The organism is Flavobacterium aerium (assembly GCF_030766725.1).
Classification (GTDB): domain Bacteria; phylum Bacteroidota; class Bacteroidia; order Flavobacteriales; family Flavobacteriaceae; genus Flavobacterium; species Flavobacterium aerium.
The window spans coordinates 83,472-101,758 of sequence record NZ_JARQWR010000007.1 but is presented as its reverse complement, the minus strand read 5'-3'; the positions used below and the strand labels follow the sequence as shown (position 1 = coordinate 101,758).

The following is an 18,287-nucleotide window of genomic DNA, read 5'->3' as shown; positions in this document are numbered from 1 at the left end:
GATGTTGATTTTTATTGTTTTTTCAAGAATATACTGAATGTAGTACCTATTCCTACAGTACTACTTACTTCAATTTTACCTTCGAGTGCCTCAATTTGGTTTTTAGTAATAAACAATCCGATGCCTCTGGCATCTTTATTTTGGTGGAAAGTTTTGTACATACCAAACAGTTTATGTCGATTTTGTTCCAAATCGATTCCGAGTCCATTATCTTCAACGGTGATGATAATGTAATTAGGGTCATCAATAAGTTTAACTTCTATTTTAGGGTCCCGATTTGGGTCTTTATATTTTATGGCATTAGATAGAACGTTCAATAATATACTTTCCATATAGGCTGGATTGTATTTTAACGTAAGGTTTTTCGGAACGACTATGCTTATTTGTGCATTAGTGTCTGATATTGGGCCGTTTACCGTGAGAATTGCTTTTTGAATTTCATCAAATAGATTTAATTCTTTTAATTGCTGTTTAATGTCAATTTGAATTTTTACGACTTCATTTAAATTTTCGACGGTTTCCTGGAGATTATTGGCATTTGTAATGAGCAAATCAACCAATTCAACTTTCTCATCCTCATTAATTTCTTCCTTCAATAGATTTAATAAAAGCTCAAAATTTCCGGCGTGTGAACGTAGATTATGGGATACAATATGTGCAAAGTTGAGTAAGCGTTTGTTCTGTTCACTCACTAAATCTAATGTGCTACGGAGCTCAATTTCTTTATCAATTCGATCTGTTATATTCTCTACAGTTGAGTATATGTAACTACCATTATTATGACGGGTTATTTTTACACCATTTAAAGAAACAGAAATCAATTGCCCAGATTTATGAATGTACTCTTTTACAAATGGGCCATACTTGCCTGTAAGTTTCAATTGATCCAAATGATGATTGGCCTCGTCACGATATTTTTCAGGGGATATTTCCCAAAAGCTTAATTTTTTGATTTCCTCTTCAGAGTAGCCCACCATATCTAGAAAAGCAGAGTTGACATCAATATATCGTCCTGTTTCTATATCAATTAGAATAATGCCTATAGGAGATAATTCATAAAATGTGCGATAGTGTTTTTCGCTGTCCTCAAGTGCTTTTTTTGTTGTTCTGGTTTCAATCAGAGTGCTCACCCATTTCCCAAGCATTCGAATAAATTCTAGATCATTCTCTGCGAAGTTTTTAGATTTTATTTGGGTTGAAATAAAAGTCAGCGTTCCATAAAACTTCCCATTTACCCGAAGTGGGATTCCAATATAAGATTCTACCTGAATACTACGATAATAAGGATGTAATTTTAGCTTAGACATACTTACATGATTTATCGTAAATACATCTTTCTTTTTAAGTGTAAAATCACAAAAAGAGCCTTCCAGATTAAAAAAATCACCTGGCTTTACGGGGTGTGCAGTAGGGTAATTATGAAGGATTTTATAGGTGTTTTCTATGTTTTCAGATATAAAACCAGCTTCCATTCCTAATAATTCAGTTCCTGTTTTTAAGGTATTAAAGAGGCTTTGAGTAATACTATCTTTGGATTCAGCCATAATGAGATAGAGCTGACGCATTTTATCGGCCGAAGCTTTTTGTTGTGTTATATCTCTTCCTTCGGGAATTAATAAGTATACTTCTCCTTGATCATTGAATACTGGTTTTATAGAGAAATCGACCCAAATGTATACGCCTTTAATGCCTTTGATTTGAACATTATAACGTATAAATTCTCCTTTGGCAGCTTTCTTGATGTTTTCCTTTAATAGTTTTTCTGTTTCGGGCGCTTTATTCCACCAATTGATTTTCCAGAATTTTTTTCCGATAATCTCTTTTTGCTTGATGCCTGCAAAATTTAAAGCGGTTTCATTTACATCAATTAGAGTCCCATCTGTGGTGAGTAATCCTGTGAATTGAAATGTTGAATTGAATACAGCAGAATATCTTTTTTCTTTTTCTTTGCGTTCTGTAATATCGGTATGCGTACCAAGCATTAAAATAGGTTCATTTGTAGGAGACCAATTCACCACTTTTCCACGGTGTTGTATCCATACCCAATGTCCATTTTTATGTTTCATTCTAGACTCATTGTCTAGATGAGTTATTTCCTTTGTAAAGCATTTTTGCAACTGAATATTAGAGTTTTTCAAATCTTCAGGATGCATAAGATTGGCCCAAGTTTCAAAATTAATAGGATAAAGTTCTTCCAGTTTGTATCCGAGCATATTGGCCCAACGTTCGTTGAGGATAGTTTTTCCAGTTTGAACTTCCCACTCCCAAGTACCTACATTGGTTGCTTCGATAATTCCAGCGAGTCGGATACGCTCTTCGTTAAGGGCTTCAGAAACAAATTTACTTTCCGTAATGTCTTTAATTTGACAGATAAAATACAAGGGTGTTTCATCCTCTTTCCATACTAAAGAGACACTTAGATGTGCCCAAACAATTTGCCCGTTTTTATGGAAATATCTTTTTTCCATTTGGTAATTTTCAATCTCCCTACGAATCATTTGATTGCTAAAGTTGAGATCTAGATCTAAATCATCTGGATGGGTTATTTCCTGAAATGTAATTCCAGATAGTTCTTCTTCGGTGTAACCAAACGTATTGCAAAGGCTTTTGTTGGCTTTTAACCAATTTCCTCGAATGGAAACTAATGCCATTCCAATAGAAGCATATTCAAAGGCCTGATGAAATTTTTCTACATTTAGCTCAAGTTCATTAATAAGATTGTGTTCTGTTGTAATATCCTGAAAAGTTCCTACAAGTAATACACATTGATCATCTTCATAAACAGCCTGACAATTTACCTCAACATGCTTTAAATTTCCTCTGTAAGAGATGATTCTGAACTTTTCGCTGAATGGAGTACCTTCTTTAATACTTTCAGAAATAAGCTTTGCGATTAAGCTTTGGTCACGTCCTTCGGGATAAAAACTTAGGGTATTGTCTGGTGAGGGCGTAAAATTACTTGGGACCTCATGAATACTTCTCGTAACCATGTCCCAGTATATGGTATTCTCTTTTAAATCAATTTCCCATATACCAATTTTAGCAGACTGAGCCGCTTTAAGGTATAGTTTCAGTTTGTTTGCCATGCATTTTGGTCTGTTTTGGTCGATTTGGGGTCGCTATTCTCTATCAAATGTAGGAAATTATACTTTATGTAGTTAGGCTATTTGTAAACAAAAAAAAAGCATTTTATAACAGAGATAAAATGCTTTTTTTTGAAGAACAGTTAAGATTTAGCTTTTTTGCTCTTTATTAAAATACACTAGATAATAGTACATTTGTTTTTCTTCATCCCATCCTTTTTCTACAAATTTCTCTGCACTTTCTGGATTAATGAAATCTAACTTTATTTGAATATTAGTATCAAGACTAATTACATTTTTCATTTTCTTTCTTGCATCACTTACTGCAGTATTTGCAATTGGGAAATTTGTAATATCTTCAATACTGTACTTTTCTCCTTTATCTACTTTGTAACTTTTGAATTCTGGAATTAAATCAGGGTTGTCAATTACTTCATTCAAGAAGTTTGTTTCTTCAAACTGATCATTCTTTGCAAAATAATTTACAGAACGATTCATGAACATTACCTCTTCTTTTTTGTCTTCTGCAGGAAGTACAACATCCTTAGCAAAATCCTGACAGAATTTTAAATATTTCTTCGTGATGAAGTTTTCATCTTGGAATGCATCTACCGAAAGGAAATGCTCTAACCAATAACGAGCATCGTAACGGTTACTATCAATTGTCAATATTTTATATCCTTCTTCTTTCTTGTAATTGAAGATGATACATCCTTTGTCCAATTTGTTTAAACTTACTCCTTGTTGAAGAATCATTTCAAGGGTTGTCTCTTTTTCTTCGAACTGAAGGAAATCATTTTTTAATTCACTTTTGAAAATACCAATAGCATCAACCACATTGTTATCAATACTCAAGTTTGTTAAGTAAGTAACATACACTTCTCCATTTTTAATGTGAGGATGATTTGATTGCTCAAACAAGTGTTTTGTTATTTTTTTAGAAACTTCATGTAATGTTGCAGGAGCGTTAAAAATCTCAGTAGCAAGGTTATACATGTCGTGATAATCTAAATGTACATCATGAGCAAATTGGAAATAGTTTTCCTCTTTATCTCTAAAAGGTTTAAAGAAAAATTCTTTTATCAATGGGGTAATCTCATCATTTAAGTTATAAGGCTGCTCTGATAAGAAAATGGCTTCATTTCTACTTTTGTTTCCTACTCTGTGAATAGAAAGTGTTTCAATGTGGGTATTGTATAAGTTAATCATTGTATATTTTGAGTTATTGATAAAAGAACTATGAAAAAGAACGTTTTTTATGTCTTGAAAGTATAGTATTTAAATACTTTCGGTTTATAGATATACTCTATTAATTCCAGTTTTCTTCAAAACCGAAATCTTCAAAAGAATCATTATTATCACCAAACATGTCCATATCATCTTCATCGAAATCATCTTCGAAGTCACCATAGATATCATCTTTTGAAACCGTAGTGTCATTGAAATCTTTTTCTGGAGCTTCTATAGGTAATTCACCATGAGAGAAAAGTAGGTGAGGATAACGTTCACCTGGTTCTGGTGTTTCTTCAATAGCAGCAAGTTCAATTAGGAACGTCCACATATTCAAGAAATCATACACATAAATTAATTTAGTGTTGTCTTCATTTAATAAATCCGAAAGCGCATAATCACTCATTATTTTTTGTTCACCAGCAACATCTCCTGTGTCAAAAAGTGAAATTTCATCTTCCTGCGTCCATGTTTCATCACACGTGTAAAAAGAAGCAATCTCCATTCCATCAAAACCAAAAGCATTCACAATAGCGTTGTGGAAATCTTCTAAAGTTGCGTTGTCCATAATCGCGATGTCTCTAAAAATATCTTCTTCAGCATCGAGAATTACTCTGAATTTATATACCATATTCTGTTTTTTTATTGAGGAGGTAAAGGTACGTTATAATCCTTTTTCTTTTTATCGGATCGTATAAGTTTTTTGAACATTGATTTTATTATGGTTAATAAAATCACGAGAGAATAGGATAAATATTATCTAATCAAGGGGATATAATAGATTTGAAAAAGATATTATTTTTCGTAGAATTCAATCGGTAGTAGATCGGGATCACTAATGAAGGTAAATCTTTTCTGTGTAACGTCATCTATTCGGATTGGTTCTGATATGATGTGATGGGTATTCAAATAATCTATGGTAGTCGTTATACTATCTACTTCAAAAGCAAGGTGACGTAAACCTGTTGCTTCAGGTCTTGAAATACGATGCGGTGGATTTGGAAAAGAAAATAATTCAAGGCTATAATGCCCATTTAAGGCTAAATCTAGTTTATAGGATTGTCGCTCTTTTCGGTATTCTTCTCGTAGTATTGTAAAACCTAATACCTCTGTATAAAACTTTTTGGATGTTTCATAATCAGAACAGATAATAGCAATATGATGAATTTTGTTAATCTGTAGCATATAGATGATGTATTAGATAGGTTTACTAAACTACAAAATGAATCCTACTTTAGGACGATCTTTTGGTTATATGATACCAACGGCGACCATTGCGTGTAAATCTTTTATCCGTAGGGTAGTGACGATTTGAAGTCATGTTATTGAAAATTAAAGCTACAACCAATAAGATTAAAGCTCCACTCAATACAGGAGATACAACATACCAATAGCCTAAGTTTTTTATTTCCTGAGAACCCGTTACCGCAATCAACGCAGTAGCACCTCCAGGTGGATGCAAGGTTTTGGTAATTTGCATCATCACAATTGATAATGATACAGCCAGAGGAGCGCTAATCCAGATAAGGTCTGGAATTAATTTTTGTATCGTTACTCCAATTATAGCCGAAACGACATGACCGCCTATAAGATTACGCGGCTGTGCCAAAGGACTTTGTATTACACCATATACCAAAACACAAGAGGCACCAAATGATCCAATTAAAAAGACTAAATCAGATTCTGGGAAAACTCTATATTCTAAAAAAGTAATAATACCTAAGCCAATGAATGATCCTAAAAATGCCCAAAAGTGCTCTTTATAATCAACAAGAGTCTCCTTGTATAAAATGTATCGGGCTTTACGGTAATTCTTTTTTATCTTTTTAATGGGCATGGTACTAAGAACCTTTTGATTATTTCGTTATTATGGGTGAAAAAGTATATACGGTATATGGATATATTTTTTTTGCGGTATATTTTGAAATTAAACACACTACAAGTATTGGAAAGAATAATGTATAATCATTAATCAGTCCGCAAATCAAGAATAATGCTGTAAATGGAGCATGTATACTGGCACTAAGCATGGCTGCCATTCCAATAATCATAAAGTTAATCGGAATAACATTGACATGGAAAAACGTATTCAACACTATGGCAACAAATAATCCTAGAAAGGCACCAATGAAAATACTAGGTGCAAAAACACCACCATCTCCACCAGAAGCTAAGGTTACAGATGTAACGATCGGTTTTAGTAATAAAATTCCAAGTAATGTAAGAGCAAAGGAAAACGTCAAAGTAATATCAGCAGAATTATGTATGATATCTTTTATTGCATGATATCCTTCGCCGTATAATTGAGGTAAAAGAATAAGTGAAATACTCAATATGATGGAACCAATGACAATTTTTGTATAATGTGTTTTGATTTTTGAAAATTGTGCTTTAATAAGCATAACCGTTCGGGTAAGATAAACGGAATTTAATCCTGCTAAAACTCCCAATAAAATAAAATAAGGAATTGCATGATAATGCCATGTTGCAATGGATACAGCAAATAAAGGTTTTTCATCCAATATGAAGATGAAACCAAAGGCTACCGCTACTGCAATGATATTCGTAATAAGAAAAGCTTTTGTTATTTTTCTAGAAATTACTTCAAAAGCAAAAAGAATACCAGCAAATGGACTACTGAATAAAGCGGTAATTCCTGCGGCAACACCAGCACAGATAAGTTCTGTTTTGTATTTTTTAAATAAATTTTCTTTTTGCTGTGCAACCGAACCAATAGCAGCTGATGCTACAACGGTTGAAACTTCAATACCTGTTGAACCTCCAAATATCACGGTAATTAAACCATTAATAAAATGAGAGGGGATTTTGTATACCGGAATGTTTTTATTAGGTGTACTAACGCTTTCAAAAATCTCTTTAATTCCTTTATTTTCTTTCTTCTTGAAAAGATACTGTCTTAAAATATAAATGACAGATAATCCGAATATAGGGAAGAGTACAAAGTAGAGTACATAAACAGAAGTGAGATGGAAAAATATTTCCTCATAATATTCCGTCATACGTTTCAAGGTCAAAGCTAACAAAGCACAGAGGAATCCTATAAGAATGGATACAACAACTAATTTTTGAATTTTAATCCATTCATAATTCTTCTTAATTTTGCCTATTTTGTTCATGGTTTTATTATTTTTTTGAAGGCTAATTTCCAAATGAATGAGGCGATAGTTTGAAAACGAGTGTTCTATGTGGTAAAAAGTGATACAAAAATAATCAATAGAAAAATTTAATAAGGCAAATATGGAAAAGACTTTACGTTAAAAGTTTATTAATATTCTTTTAGATGTGAATATACTTTACATCCAACAATGGTTTTTCAAGGAATCGAGCGTAACGTTCTGCTTCTTTATGGATTGTGCTTTTTTGTCGTTCATTGAGCGGGATAAAAGGAGTAGCCTCAATCTGTATAGCCTCTTTTTGGTTGATGCGTTTCCATGTTCCTATAATTTTCCCATCTATTATGATAGAAGATTTAAAGAGGCCATTTTTGAGAATAACATCTTTTTGATTTTTGGAATCAAGGAAAAAGCTACGATCACGATAACCCATTAAGTATTCATCAAAACTAGGTAGCAAAAAAGTAGTAGAATGATCTTGTAGTGGTGAAATTGTAGTAGACATCCAATATGTTTGATCCTTATCTTTTATTTCCTGTAGATTTACTTTTGCTAATTCGATTGCAATTTTAGCTTTACTTCGGCTTAGTCCAGACCACCATGTGAAATCTTCTAAAGTTGCTGGACCATGACTATTGAAGAAGCGATAGGCCATGTGGGCAGCAGCTTCATCTATTTCGAAAGAAGTACTTTGAAGAGGTAATGAATGATAGAGGCTATAGGTGAATTCAGCATCTCTTTTAGTTCCAAAATGAATGAGTTTGCTTAATCCTGCATGAGTCAAAATACAAGATAATCGTACTTTATCGGCTTCAATTCCTTTTTGTTTTAGACCCAGAGACAATTCTTCTCGGGTCAATTCTTTTTTATTCTCCAATAGTTGCTGTAATACATCATTGGATTTTAATAAGATTGCTTCATTTAAGTTTTGTTCCCGAAAAACGGATGCATGAATGCGCAATATATGTGGTTTTAAAAGGTCAAACATCCAATGTACATCCGCTGCAGCAATGATATGGATCGTTCCCCGCATAGGCCATGTTCTAATTATTTTCCGTTCCAAGAGTGCCTTTTCCACTTCGGCTTCAGTAGTATTAGATAAACGCATCCCAATAGCCCATTTAGAACTAGTGAAGTCCTGTGCTTGAAATCCCAATTGCCATGCTACAATTTCTTCGGGTGTTTTGAAGTTTCTTGCAGAAATCTGTTGGTTTAAGAGTCTGGTTTTGATGATGTCAGTAGGTGTCATGTGGGTATTTTTAATGATTAAAGATAGAAATAATTGGTTTACAATTCATCCTTGATATTGTACAACTCAGTACTCTTTTTTATGGTAAGGATTCCCGTTGTCGCACATTTGCTATAACCAAAATCAATAGTATGAAAACGATAATTACTTTCTTTTGCCTATTCAGTTTAATAATAGTAGAGGCGCAAACTAAACTTTCGGGTAAAGTTGTGGATGAACAAGGTATTCCATTGGGAAATGCCAATGTGTACATTGACGGAACTTATGATGGCACTTCAACAGATACGGATGGAGAATTTACTTTTATGACTACTGCAAAAGGAGAGCAAATCTTAATTATTAGCTTTTTGACTTTTGAAACATTGAAATTAAAGGTAGTGGTGGAGTCTTTTCAATCCAAAACGTTTAAACTCAAATCATCCATTAACGGATTAGATGCGGTTATGATTAATGCAGGAACTTTTGAATCTGGAGATAATGCTAAGGTAGCAGCTCTGAAACCATTAGATATTGTGACGACTGCAGGTTCGGCAGGGAATATTATTGCAGCGTTGCAAACATTACCAGGAACACAAACCGTAGGGGAAAGTGGGAAATTATTCGTTCGCGGAGGAGAAGCTGACGAAACACAAACATTTATTGATGGTATACGGGTAGCACAACCTTATGGAGCAAGCACTAATAACTTACCGACTAGAGGACGTTTTTCGCCTTTCTTATTTGATGGGATTAGTTTTTCTACAGGTGGTTATTCGGCAGAATATGGGGAAGCATTATCCAGTGTATTATTACTCAGTACAATTGATGAACCGGTTCAGGAAAAAACTGATATTGCTTTTATGACCGTAGGTTTAGGTTTAGGAAATACGCAGAAATGGGATAAATCTTCTTTGAGTGTGAATATGGCATATACCGATTTAACACCGTATCAAAAATTGATTCCTCAAAATATTAGTTGGAATAAGCCCTATCAATCGCTATCGGGAGAAGCAGTTTACCGAAGACAGTTTGAGAATGGATTATTAAAATTATATACAGCCTTTAATCATGCTACATTCGATTTAGATCAGAACGATGTAAATCACGATGATCCTATTCGTGTCGATATGAATAATAATAATTTTTATCTGAATGGATCTTACAAAGGATATTTTGGTGAAAACTGGCAAATAGTAACGGGATTAAGCTACGGATATGATCAAAATAAAATTGGTTTAGGGCTCAACAATGTTAAGAATGGGGAACATGCTTCTCACCTAAAATTAAAATTACGAAAAAATATTTCAGATCGAATGAAATTAACTTTTGGAGGGGATTATTTCATTACAAAATTTGATGAAGACTACAGAGAGCCTAACATAAATACCGTGAGTAGTGGATACCAAAGTAATATTGCAGCGGTATATAGTGAAATGGATATTTTTCTATCTAAAAAATTAGCAGGGAAGATCGGTGTGAGAGCTTCACAAAACGGTTTGCTCGACCAGTTTTCGGTTTCTCCAAGAGCTTCTATAGCCTATAAAATGAATAAAAATGCACAAGTATCTTTTGCATACGGAGACTTTGTCCAAGCCCCAAGACAAGACTATTTGAAATATACAACCAACTTAGAGAATGAAAAAACACAACATTATATATTGAATTATCAATATAATGTAAGAGGGAGAATTTTTCGAGCAGAAGCATATTACAAGAAATACGATAATTTGGTGAAATACGATACACCCTCATCCCAATACAATTCGGTATTTAATAATTCAGGAAAAGGATATGCGCAAGGATTAGATCTTTTCTGGAGAGATAGTAAGACAATAAAAAATCTGGAATATTGGATTTCATATTCTTATATCAATACGGAAAGGGATTTTAAAAATTATCCAACGAAAGTAACCCCAAATTTTGTTGCCGATCATACATTTTCTATTGTGACCAAATACTGGATTGATGATTTACGCTCTCAAGTAGGGGTAACGCATACGTTTACTTCAGGGAGACCGTATAATAACCCTAATGAGGCAACTTTTATGAATGGAAAGACTAAGGCATATAATAATTTAAGTTTGAGTTGGGCGTATTTATTAAGCCCTCAAAAGATTCTTTATTTTTCTATTTCCAATGTATTAGGATTCCGAAATATATATGGATATGATTATTCTACGAGACCTGATTTAAATGGAGTTTTTAAAAGTCAGGCAGTTACACCTACAGCCGATCGTTTCTTTTTTGTTGGTTTCTTCTGGACTATAAGCGATGATAAGAAGAGTAACCAATTGGAAAATCTTAATTAAAGCTGTTTTTTACAGTTCATCCTTTGTTTTTTACAATTGAGTAAGACTCTTTTTTATAGTGATGACTTTCTACTGAAATTTGTATAGAAATTAATAATAACCATTAAGCTTATAGATATGATAAAAATTACAACAATGCTCGTATTATTCATTTGCAGTATGTTAACAGCACAAACGCAATATGAACAAGGAATGCAAAAAGGTTTTGCATTATGGGGAGAAGGAAAAACTACGGAAGCTTCCTCACAGTTTGAACGTATTGCTTCAGTAGAAAAAGACAATTGGTTACCGAATTATTATGTAGCAATGGTTAACACAACTGCTGCCTTTGTAACCAAAGATAAAAATCAGATTGATGCTTTATTGAACAAAGCACAGGATGCATTAGATGTTGAATTAATCAAAGATCAAAAAAATGCAGAGTTATTAGTTGTTCAAGCCTTAATTTATACTGCTTGGATTGTATCCGATCCACAGACGAATGGAATGAGATATTCTGCAAAAGTAATGGAAGTTTATGGTAAAGCAGAAGCCATAGCGCCAGATAATCCAAGAGTTGTTTTCTCTAAAGCGGAATTTGAAATAGGAGGAGCGAAATATTTTGGACAAGATACACAACCAATGTGTGCTCAAATTAAAAAAGCAATTGGACTTTTTGCTACATTTAAACCTGAAAATACCTTTTCTCCTAAATGGGGATTAGAAAGAGCTGAGGAAATTGCAAAAACCTGTAAATAAGCTGTTAGAATTATTAAAAGAGTAAGTGATGATGAAATTTCTATATAAAACTTTAATCAAAGGAATCGTAATAAGTTTTGTTATTGCTACTGTAATTATTTTTATCCAAATTGTTTACGGCAGACAATTAGTATTTGATACGGCTTTTTTAGAAGAACTAGGCTTGTATTGCTTATTTGGAAGTACACTTACCATGATTAATGTCCTTTATTTTGATTATCTAAATAATCGAGTAGTATGGGATCGATATAAAAAGTACAGATTAGTTATAGGAGTAGCAGGAAGTATATCATTGACGATGGCAGGTATATTTCTGTTGAGAACAATGGTTCACGTTGGGTTTAAAGGAATTCCTTTTCAAACTTTTTTACAGGAAGAAAAAGCGAAGGAATATATAGTTTCGTTATTCATTACATTGGTTATTTCTTTATTCTTTCATTCCCTATATTTCTATAAAAAATCACAAGAAAATAAAGTCAAAGAACAGAAGATTATAGCGGGTACGGCATCGGCTCAATTTGAGAGTTTGAAAAATCAGATTGATCCACATTTCCTCTTTAATAGTTTGAATGTATTGGCTTCATTAATAGAAGAAAATCCAGATAATGCATCAAAATTCACAACCTCTTTGTCTAAAATTTACCGATATGTTTTAGAACAAAAAGATAAAGAATTGGTCACTGTAGCAGAAGAATTGGCCTTTGCCAAGACGTATATGAATCTTTTGAAAATGCGTTTTGAAGAGAGCTTATATTATGAAGTACCGGAAATAATCTTAAATCCAGAAGGAAAAGTAGCCCCGTTATCATTACAACTATTACTAGAGAATACAGTAAAGCATAATGTAGTGAGTGAAGAACACCCTTTACACATTCGCATTTTTGAACAAAATAATTATTTGGTCATTGAAAATGATTACCAAAAGAAAGAAGTACTACAAGATGGAGGCGGTGTTGGGCTTCAAAATATTATTAATCGATATGCTATTTTGACGGATAGAAAAGTGATTATTGAATCGAATGCAAAAATATTTTCAGTTAAAATACCAATCTTAACGAAACAAGTCATGAAAACAGAGATTCCACAACACAATATAAATGAATCCTATATTAAAGCACAAAAGCAAGTAAAGGCGATTAAAGCATTTTACAGCAGTCTAATTTCGTATTGCTTTGTTATACCCTTTTTGGCCTTTATCAATTACCAGACGGCATGGGGATTTAAATGGTTTTTCTTCCCAATGTTTGGGTGGGGATTTGGATTAACGATTCATGCGTTCAATGTATTTGGATACGGAGCGCGATGGGAGGAAAGAAAGATTAAAGAATTGATGAAAAAGGATGATGATCAACAAATCTGGAAATAAGTAAAATTATGGAACGTAATTATCAAAATGAAGAACGCTATTTAAAAGCGCAAGAGCAAGTGAAAAAAATACGTGGTTTCTATACGCATTTTGTGGTATACTTGGTTGTTAATGCATTTATCGTTGTATATAATATAAACCACTTGGAACCGGGCGAATCGTATTTTAAGTATAGTAATTTTATTACTGCTTTTTGCTGGGGCATTGGTCTTGTGATTCATGCAGCGACTACCTTTATTCCGAATATGATTTTTGGAAAAAATTGGGAGGAGAAGAAAATTAAAAAATTGATGGAAGAAGAAAAGAGAGAAAAGTGGGAGTAATTTGAGATCCATTTGAAAAGAAATTAATCCATTTTTAATTTATAAATAAAGCAATGAATATTATCATTATTGAAGATGAAAAACCAGCAGCCCGTTTGCTTCAAAGAAAATTATCTAAACTTTCTCTGGATGTAAGTGTGATGTTGCATTCTGTTGAACAAGCCATTACTTGGTTTAAAAATAATGCACATCCTGATTTGATTTTTTTAGATATACAATTATCCGATGGATTGTCTTTTGAAATTTTTGAAAATGTAGAAATTAAAAGCGCCATTATCTTTACTACAGCTTATGATGAATATGCATTAAAAGCATTCAAATTAAATAGTATTGATTACCTGTTAAAACCTATTGATGATGAAGACTTGGAAATAGCGATACAGAAATATCAAGAAAGATTGCCGAAAGCTGCGGTACCATTCAACTTTGATTTTGATCAGATCAAAAAGATGTTGAATAATACTTTGGATAAAGAATATAAAAAACGATTTACCATTAAAGTAGGACAACACTTGAAGGTAATCATGATTGAAGAAATTGAGTGTTTCTATAGCGAGAATAAAGGAACCTATATTCATACGATTGATAACCGAAATTATCTCATTGAAAACACATTAGAACAGTTGGAATGTGAATTAAATCCGAAATCATTTTTCCGAATTAGTCGGAAATTCATCATTCCTTTGCAAGCCATACGAGAAATAGTACTCTATAGTAATTCCAGATTGAAAGTAATTTTGCCAACCTACAAAGAAGATGAGGTGATTGTGAGTCGGGAAAAGGTTAATGCTTTTAAAAGCTGGATCGAATAAATACAAAAAGAAAGGCGGTATTCTAATAAAAGAATAACGCCTTATTTATATAGATGAGTTTACTGTTTTTTAGTGTGCAGCAACAAATTTCAATCCGATGATGGAGCAAATTAATGTACTGATGAAAAATACTCTCCAGAAATCTGCAGGCTCCTTAAAAATCAGAATCCCCATTAATACTGTTCCCACTGCACCAATTCCAGTCCATACTGCATAGGCAGTCCCGATAGGAAGAGTCTGCGAGGCACGATATAATAATATCATACTAATTGTTAAACAGACAAAAAAGCCTGCAAACCATAAGGTTGCTGTTGTTCCTGTTGCTTCTTTTGTTTTTCCTAAACAAGTAGCAAATCCTACTTCAAATAGCCCTGCTATTATTAACATTATCCAGTTCATATCTTGATTATTTATGAGGACAAAGGTCTTTATAAATTAGCAGACTGAATTTAACATTTGATAAAAAATGATTTTATTTTTGAACGGCGCGAATACGGCTTAGAGAAACCTGAGTAATCCCCAAGTATGAAGCAATATAACCTAATTGTACTCTTTTTAAAATATCAGGAGTTGTGTTGATTAATTCGGTATAACGTGTAGTTGCATTTTTTGATTGACTAGAAATAAAGCGATCTTCTGTTTTGATTAATTCTTGCTCAGCAAATTTCCGACCCCAATTGGCAATATGAATATCTTCATTATATAGGGCTTGAAGAGTCGCTGATTTTAAAACAAATAATTCTGAATTTTCTAATAATTCAATATTCTCATAGCCTGGTTTTAGGCTGATATAACTATTGTAGGAAAGAACAATATCACCTTCCATACCAAACCAGAATGTTACTTCATTATCAACCTCATGACAGAAAGCGCGTGCAATCCCTTTTTTAATAAAATAGATATTGGTTGCGATTTTATCAGCTTTAAAGAGTAAATGCCCTTTGGGTAAGGTAACAAGATCAATGGTTTCAGTTAGTTTGGCTAACGATTGCTCAGGCAGTGGATAGATGGATTGTATTATTGTGTTAATCATCCAAATGTTTTTATTTTCTTCTTGTTTCCAAAATTAAATAAAATTGAACTCCAAATAGGATGGAAGCGATTACTAAATGTATGGCTTGTAATCCAAATGGAAAATCAAAATAGTACATTCCAACACCAGAAATTACCTCAATAATAAGAAGTAATAACACCCAGTTTATTTTTTGGTATCCTAATTTCAATTTCTTATTCTGAAGATATAAGAATAAATTTATACCCAATACGATAAAAGAGAAAGTACGATGAATATAGAACGTAACGGTTGGATTGTCGAGCCATAAAGCAGGATTGTATCCTACTGCTTTTACTTGCTCATCTACTAATTGACGCACTTGAGTTCCTAATACAACCTGTATAAGAGTAAGTATTATTGAAATCACTACTACGTTTTGAAATAGTCGATTTTTGACGAAGGTAATCGGTTTACGATTTGCTAAATGCAAAATGTATAATATCACCGCTACAATCAGTAAAGCCATCACCATGTGTACCGTAATGCGTACAGGAGCAAGTACAGAGTATACTACTGTTGCTCCAAGCCATGCCTGAAATCCCATCATAAATACAGCGAGCCAAGATAGGAGTACAATTGCTTTTTTCTCTTTCCAAAAAGAAAAAGAAAATATAGCCATGGCAAATGTTGCCATACCGGCTAGTGCACCACACAATCGATTGATGTACTCAATCCAGGTATGCATTGCATTAAAAGAAGCATAATCATGTTTGGTATAAGGTTCCCAATGTACATCCTCAAAGGTAGTTGAGGTTGTAAAGGTTTCTTTGGCTACTACCAGTTTTTCTTCATGAATAATAATCTGGCCTTTTTTAAATTCATGATTTGGGCTCCATTCAATTTCTGAAATATCGGTTGGCGGAATATAGTATCCAAAGCATTTTGGCCAGTCTGGACATCCCATTCCAGAGCCAGTCATACGAACTAAAGCTCCAGCAACGATTACTAAATACACTAATATTAATGTAGTTTTTGCAGCAGAATTGAAATATTTTTTCATTATAATTTTTTTATTTTGAGTTGCCGATGGTTAAGCCTAATTTTTGAGCTTTTTTCATCATGAATGCATAAGCTGCTTCATATTCATTTGGGATTTCTCCTTCCAGAATGGCTTCTTTAATCGCTTCTTTAATCACTCCAATTTCACGAGAAGGTGGAATATTAAAAATTGCCATGATTTCTTCCCCTGTTATGGGTGGTTGGAATTTACGAACATGATCGCGCTCTTCTACCTCAACAATTTTTTGACGTACAATTTTGAAGTTATGATGGTATTTTTTGAATTTTGTTGGATTCTTTGTCGTGATATCTGCTTCACATAATGTCATCAAATCTTCTACATCTTCTCCTGCATCAAAAATTAATCGTCGCACAGCAGAATCCGTTACAATATCATCCGCAAGAACAATAGGCCTAGAACTTAGTGTAACCATCTTTTGAACGAACTTCATTTTTTGATTTAAAGGCATGTGCAAACGCTCAAATAATTTTTTGACCATTTTACCCCCTAAAAATTCATGACCATGGAAGGTCCATCCAATTTTTTTATGGAAACGTTTTGTAGGCGCTTTACCAATATCATGTAGTAATGCTGACCAACGTAACCATACATCATCAGTATTTTGTGAAATATTATCGACAACTTCGAGTGTATGGTAGAAATTATCTTTATGGGTTTGTCCTTCTACCTCTTCAACTCCTTGTAAGTTTGTTAACTCAGGAATGATGAGGTGGAGTAAACCTGTTTTATGTAATAATATGAAGCCAACAGACGGTTTTGGTGTAGAAAGAATTTTGTTTAATTCATCTACAATACGTTCTCCTGAAATAATAGCAATACGTTCTTTATTTCGGGTAATAGCATCTAAGGATTCTGTTTCAATTCTAAAATTCAATTGCGTGGCAAAACGAATGGCTCTCATCATACGCAATGGATCATCAGAGTAAGTAATGTCTGGATCTAATGGTGTACGGATTATTTTGTTGTTTAAATCTTCAATACCATTGAAAGGATCTAAAAGAGCACCGTAATTATCTTTATTTAAAGAGATGGCTAGTGCGTTGATGGTGAAATCACGACGGTTTTGATCGTCTTGTAATGTTCCATTTTCAACAACAGGATTCCTACTGTCAAAATGATAGGATTCTTTACGCGCTCCAACAAATTCTACTTCAACATCCTCATAGCGCAACATGGCAGTTCCATAGGTTTTGAAAACTTGAACCTTAGGTTTCTTGGGTAATAATTCAGAAACTTTTAAAGCCAATTCAATACCACTTCCTACCGCAACAATATCAATATCTTTAGCCGTATTTCTTTGTAAAATATGATCTCTAACAAATCCACCAATTACATAACAGTCAACATTTAGTTCACTTGCTGCTTGTGAAATTATTTCAAAAATTGTATTGCTTAAAGCTTCTTTATAGTTTAGGTCTTTCTTCATTAACGTCGTATCACTTTTACCTGCGAATCATTGCCCAACTTTATGATGGTTGATGGTTTACCCGCAATTCTATCGTGATGCAAATTTACAACATAGTCTACGCCTTCCAAAATCTCTTTGCTTATTTCTTTGAAAGATTTCGGTGTAGGTTGTCCGCTAATATTGGCTGAAGTTGAAACTAATGGTTTTTTTAATCGTTCCAGTAATTTGAAACAGAATGGTTCTTTTACAATTCGGATGCCTAATGTATTATCGGGTGCGATAACATTTTTGGCTACATTTCGTGGAGCATCCAATATTAAAGTTGTTGGATTTTCAGATAAATCGATGATTTGCCAAGCTACTTCTGGAATGTCTTTGAAAATAGAATACATCATTTTTTCGCCATTGGCCAAAACAATCATACTTTTACTTTCTTCTCTTTGCTTTAGTTTATATATTTTGGCAACCGCTTCTTCATTAGTCGCATCACAGCCAATTCCCCAAACAGTATCAGTAGGATAAAGAATAATACCTCCGTTTTGGAGTACTTCAAAGGCTTTGTGGATTTCTTCGTTCATGGT

17 protein-coding genes are annotated in these 18,287 nt (G+C 33.4%); 5 read left to right on the top strand and 12 right to left on the bottom strand.

The genetic code is table 11. The annotated features are described in order from the left end of the window. Positions 1-11: 11 nt before the first annotated feature. From P6733_RS10880 to P6733_RS10850, 7 genes are all read right to left on the bottom strand, one after another. Positions 12-3,086 carry a PAS domain S-box protein gene (locus tag P6733_RS10880; RefSeq protein ID WP_306352903.1) on the bottom strand — a complete coding sequence of 1,025 codons (3,075 nt, stop codon included), beginning with the start codon at positions 3,084-3,086 and terminating at the stop codon, positions 12-14. 147 nt (positions 3,087-3,233) lie between these two features. Then, positions 3,234-4,292, bottom strand: a complete 1,059-nt coding sequence (locus P6733_RS10875; RefSeq protein ID WP_306352901.1) for a nucleoid-associated protein — start codon at positions 4,290-4,292, stop codon at positions 3,234-3,236. A gap of 100 nt (positions 4,293-4,392) precedes the next feature. After that, positions 4,393-4,944: an IS1096 element passenger TnpR family protein gene (locus tag P6733_RS10870; RefSeq protein ID WP_306352899.1), complete on the bottom strand. Its 552-nt coding sequence runs from the start codon at positions 4,942-4,944 to the stop codon at positions 4,393-4,395. 164 nt (positions 4,945-5,108) lie between these two features. Next, on the bottom strand, positions 5,109-5,498 hold the full coding sequence (gene gloA2 / locus P6733_RS10865) for an SMU1112c/YaeR family gloxylase I-like metalloprotein (protein WP_306352898.1): 390 nt from the start codon (positions 5,496-5,498) through the stop codon (positions 5,109-5,111). A gap of 49 nt (positions 5,499-5,547) precedes the next feature. Then, positions 5,548-6,150, bottom strand: coding sequence for an HPP family protein (locus tag P6733_RS10860; protein ID WP_306352897.1), 603 nt, complete (start codon positions 6,148-6,150; stop codon positions 5,548-5,550). 19 nt (positions 6,151-6,169) lie between these two features. Then, positions 6,170-7,450, bottom strand: coding sequence for a chloride channel protein (locus P6733_RS10855; protein ID WP_306352896.1), 1,281 nt, complete (start codon positions 7,448-7,450; stop codon positions 6,170-6,172). A gap of 160 nt (positions 7,451-7,610) precedes the next feature. After that, positions 7,611-8,696, bottom strand: a complete 1,086-nt coding sequence (locus tag P6733_RS10850) for a winged helix DNA-binding domain-containing protein (protein ID WP_306352895.1) — start codon at positions 8,694-8,696, stop codon at positions 7,611-7,613. Positions 8,697-8,827: 131 nt separating this feature from the next. Between P6733_RS10850 and P6733_RS10845 the strand changes: the two genes are divergently transcribed. The 5 genes from P6733_RS10845 to P6733_RS10825 all read left to right on the top strand — a co-directional run bounded on the left by P6733_RS10845 (position 8,828) and on the right by P6733_RS10825 (position 14,223). Continuing rightward, complete coding sequence (locus tag P6733_RS10845) at positions 8,828-10,984, top strand: TonB-dependent receptor (protein WP_306352894.1); 2,157 nt, start codon at positions 8,828-8,830, stop codon at positions 10,982-10,984. Positions 10,985-11,101: 117 nt separating this feature from the next. Next, entirely contained in the window at positions 11,102-11,722 is a 621-nt protein-coding gene (locus P6733_RS10840; RefSeq protein WP_306352893.1) for a hypothetical protein, read from the top strand. Positions 11,723-11,750: 28 nt separating this feature from the next. Further along, a complete protein-coding gene (locus tag P6733_RS10835; RefSeq protein ID WP_306352892.1) occupies positions 11,751-13,088 on the top strand; it encodes a 2TM domain-containing protein in 1,338 nt (445 codons plus the stop codon). Between the two features lie 8 nt (positions 13,089-13,096). Beyond that, the gene (locus P6733_RS10830) at positions 13,097-13,411 is read left to right on the top strand and encodes a 2TM domain-containing protein (protein WP_306352891.1); all 315 of its coding nucleotides are present in this window, start codon (positions 13,097-13,099) and stop codon (positions 13,409-13,411) included. 53 nt (positions 13,412-13,464) lie between these two features. Then, positions 13,465-14,223, top strand: coding sequence for a LytR/AlgR family response regulator transcription factor (locus P6733_RS10825; protein ID WP_306352890.1), 759 nt, complete (start codon positions 13,465-13,467; stop codon positions 14,221-14,223). Between the two features lie 69 nt (positions 14,224-14,292). Here the strand turns inward: P6733_RS10825 and P6733_RS10820 are convergent, their stop codons facing one another. The 5 genes from P6733_RS10820 to P6733_RS10800 all read right to left on the bottom strand — a co-directional run bounded on the left by P6733_RS10820 (position 14,293) and on the right by P6733_RS10800 (position 18,284). Continuing rightward, complete coding sequence (locus P6733_RS10820; protein WP_306352889.1) at positions 14,293-14,622, bottom strand: DMT family transporter; 330 nt, start codon at positions 14,620-14,622, stop codon at positions 14,293-14,295. A gap of 73 nt (positions 14,623-14,695) precedes the next feature. Then, positions 14,696-15,256, bottom strand: coding sequence for a Crp/Fnr family transcriptional regulator (locus P6733_RS10815; RefSeq protein ID WP_306352888.1), 561 nt, complete (start codon positions 15,254-15,256; stop codon positions 14,696-14,698). Positions 15,257-15,266: 10 nt separating this feature from the next. Next, positions 15,267-16,277, bottom strand: a complete 1,011-nt coding sequence (locus P6733_RS10810) for a COX15/CtaA family protein (RefSeq protein WP_306352887.1) — start codon at positions 16,275-16,277, stop codon at positions 15,267-15,269. A 10-nt stretch (positions 16,278-16,287) separates the two neighbouring features. Next, entirely contained in the window at positions 16,288-17,724 is a 1,437-nt protein-coding gene (locus tag P6733_RS10805) for a CCA tRNA nucleotidyltransferase (RefSeq protein ID WP_306352886.1), read from the bottom strand. Then, positions 17,724-18,284 carry an L-threonylcarbamoyladenylate synthase gene (locus tag P6733_RS10800; RefSeq protein ID WP_306352885.1) on the bottom strand — a complete coding sequence of 187 codons (561 nt, stop codon included), beginning with the start codon at positions 18,282-18,284 and terminating at the stop codon, positions 17,724-17,726. Before P6733_RS10800 ends, P6733_RS10805 begins: the two co-directional genes overlap by 1 nt. Between the last annotated feature and the right edge of the window lie 3 nt (positions 18,285-18,287).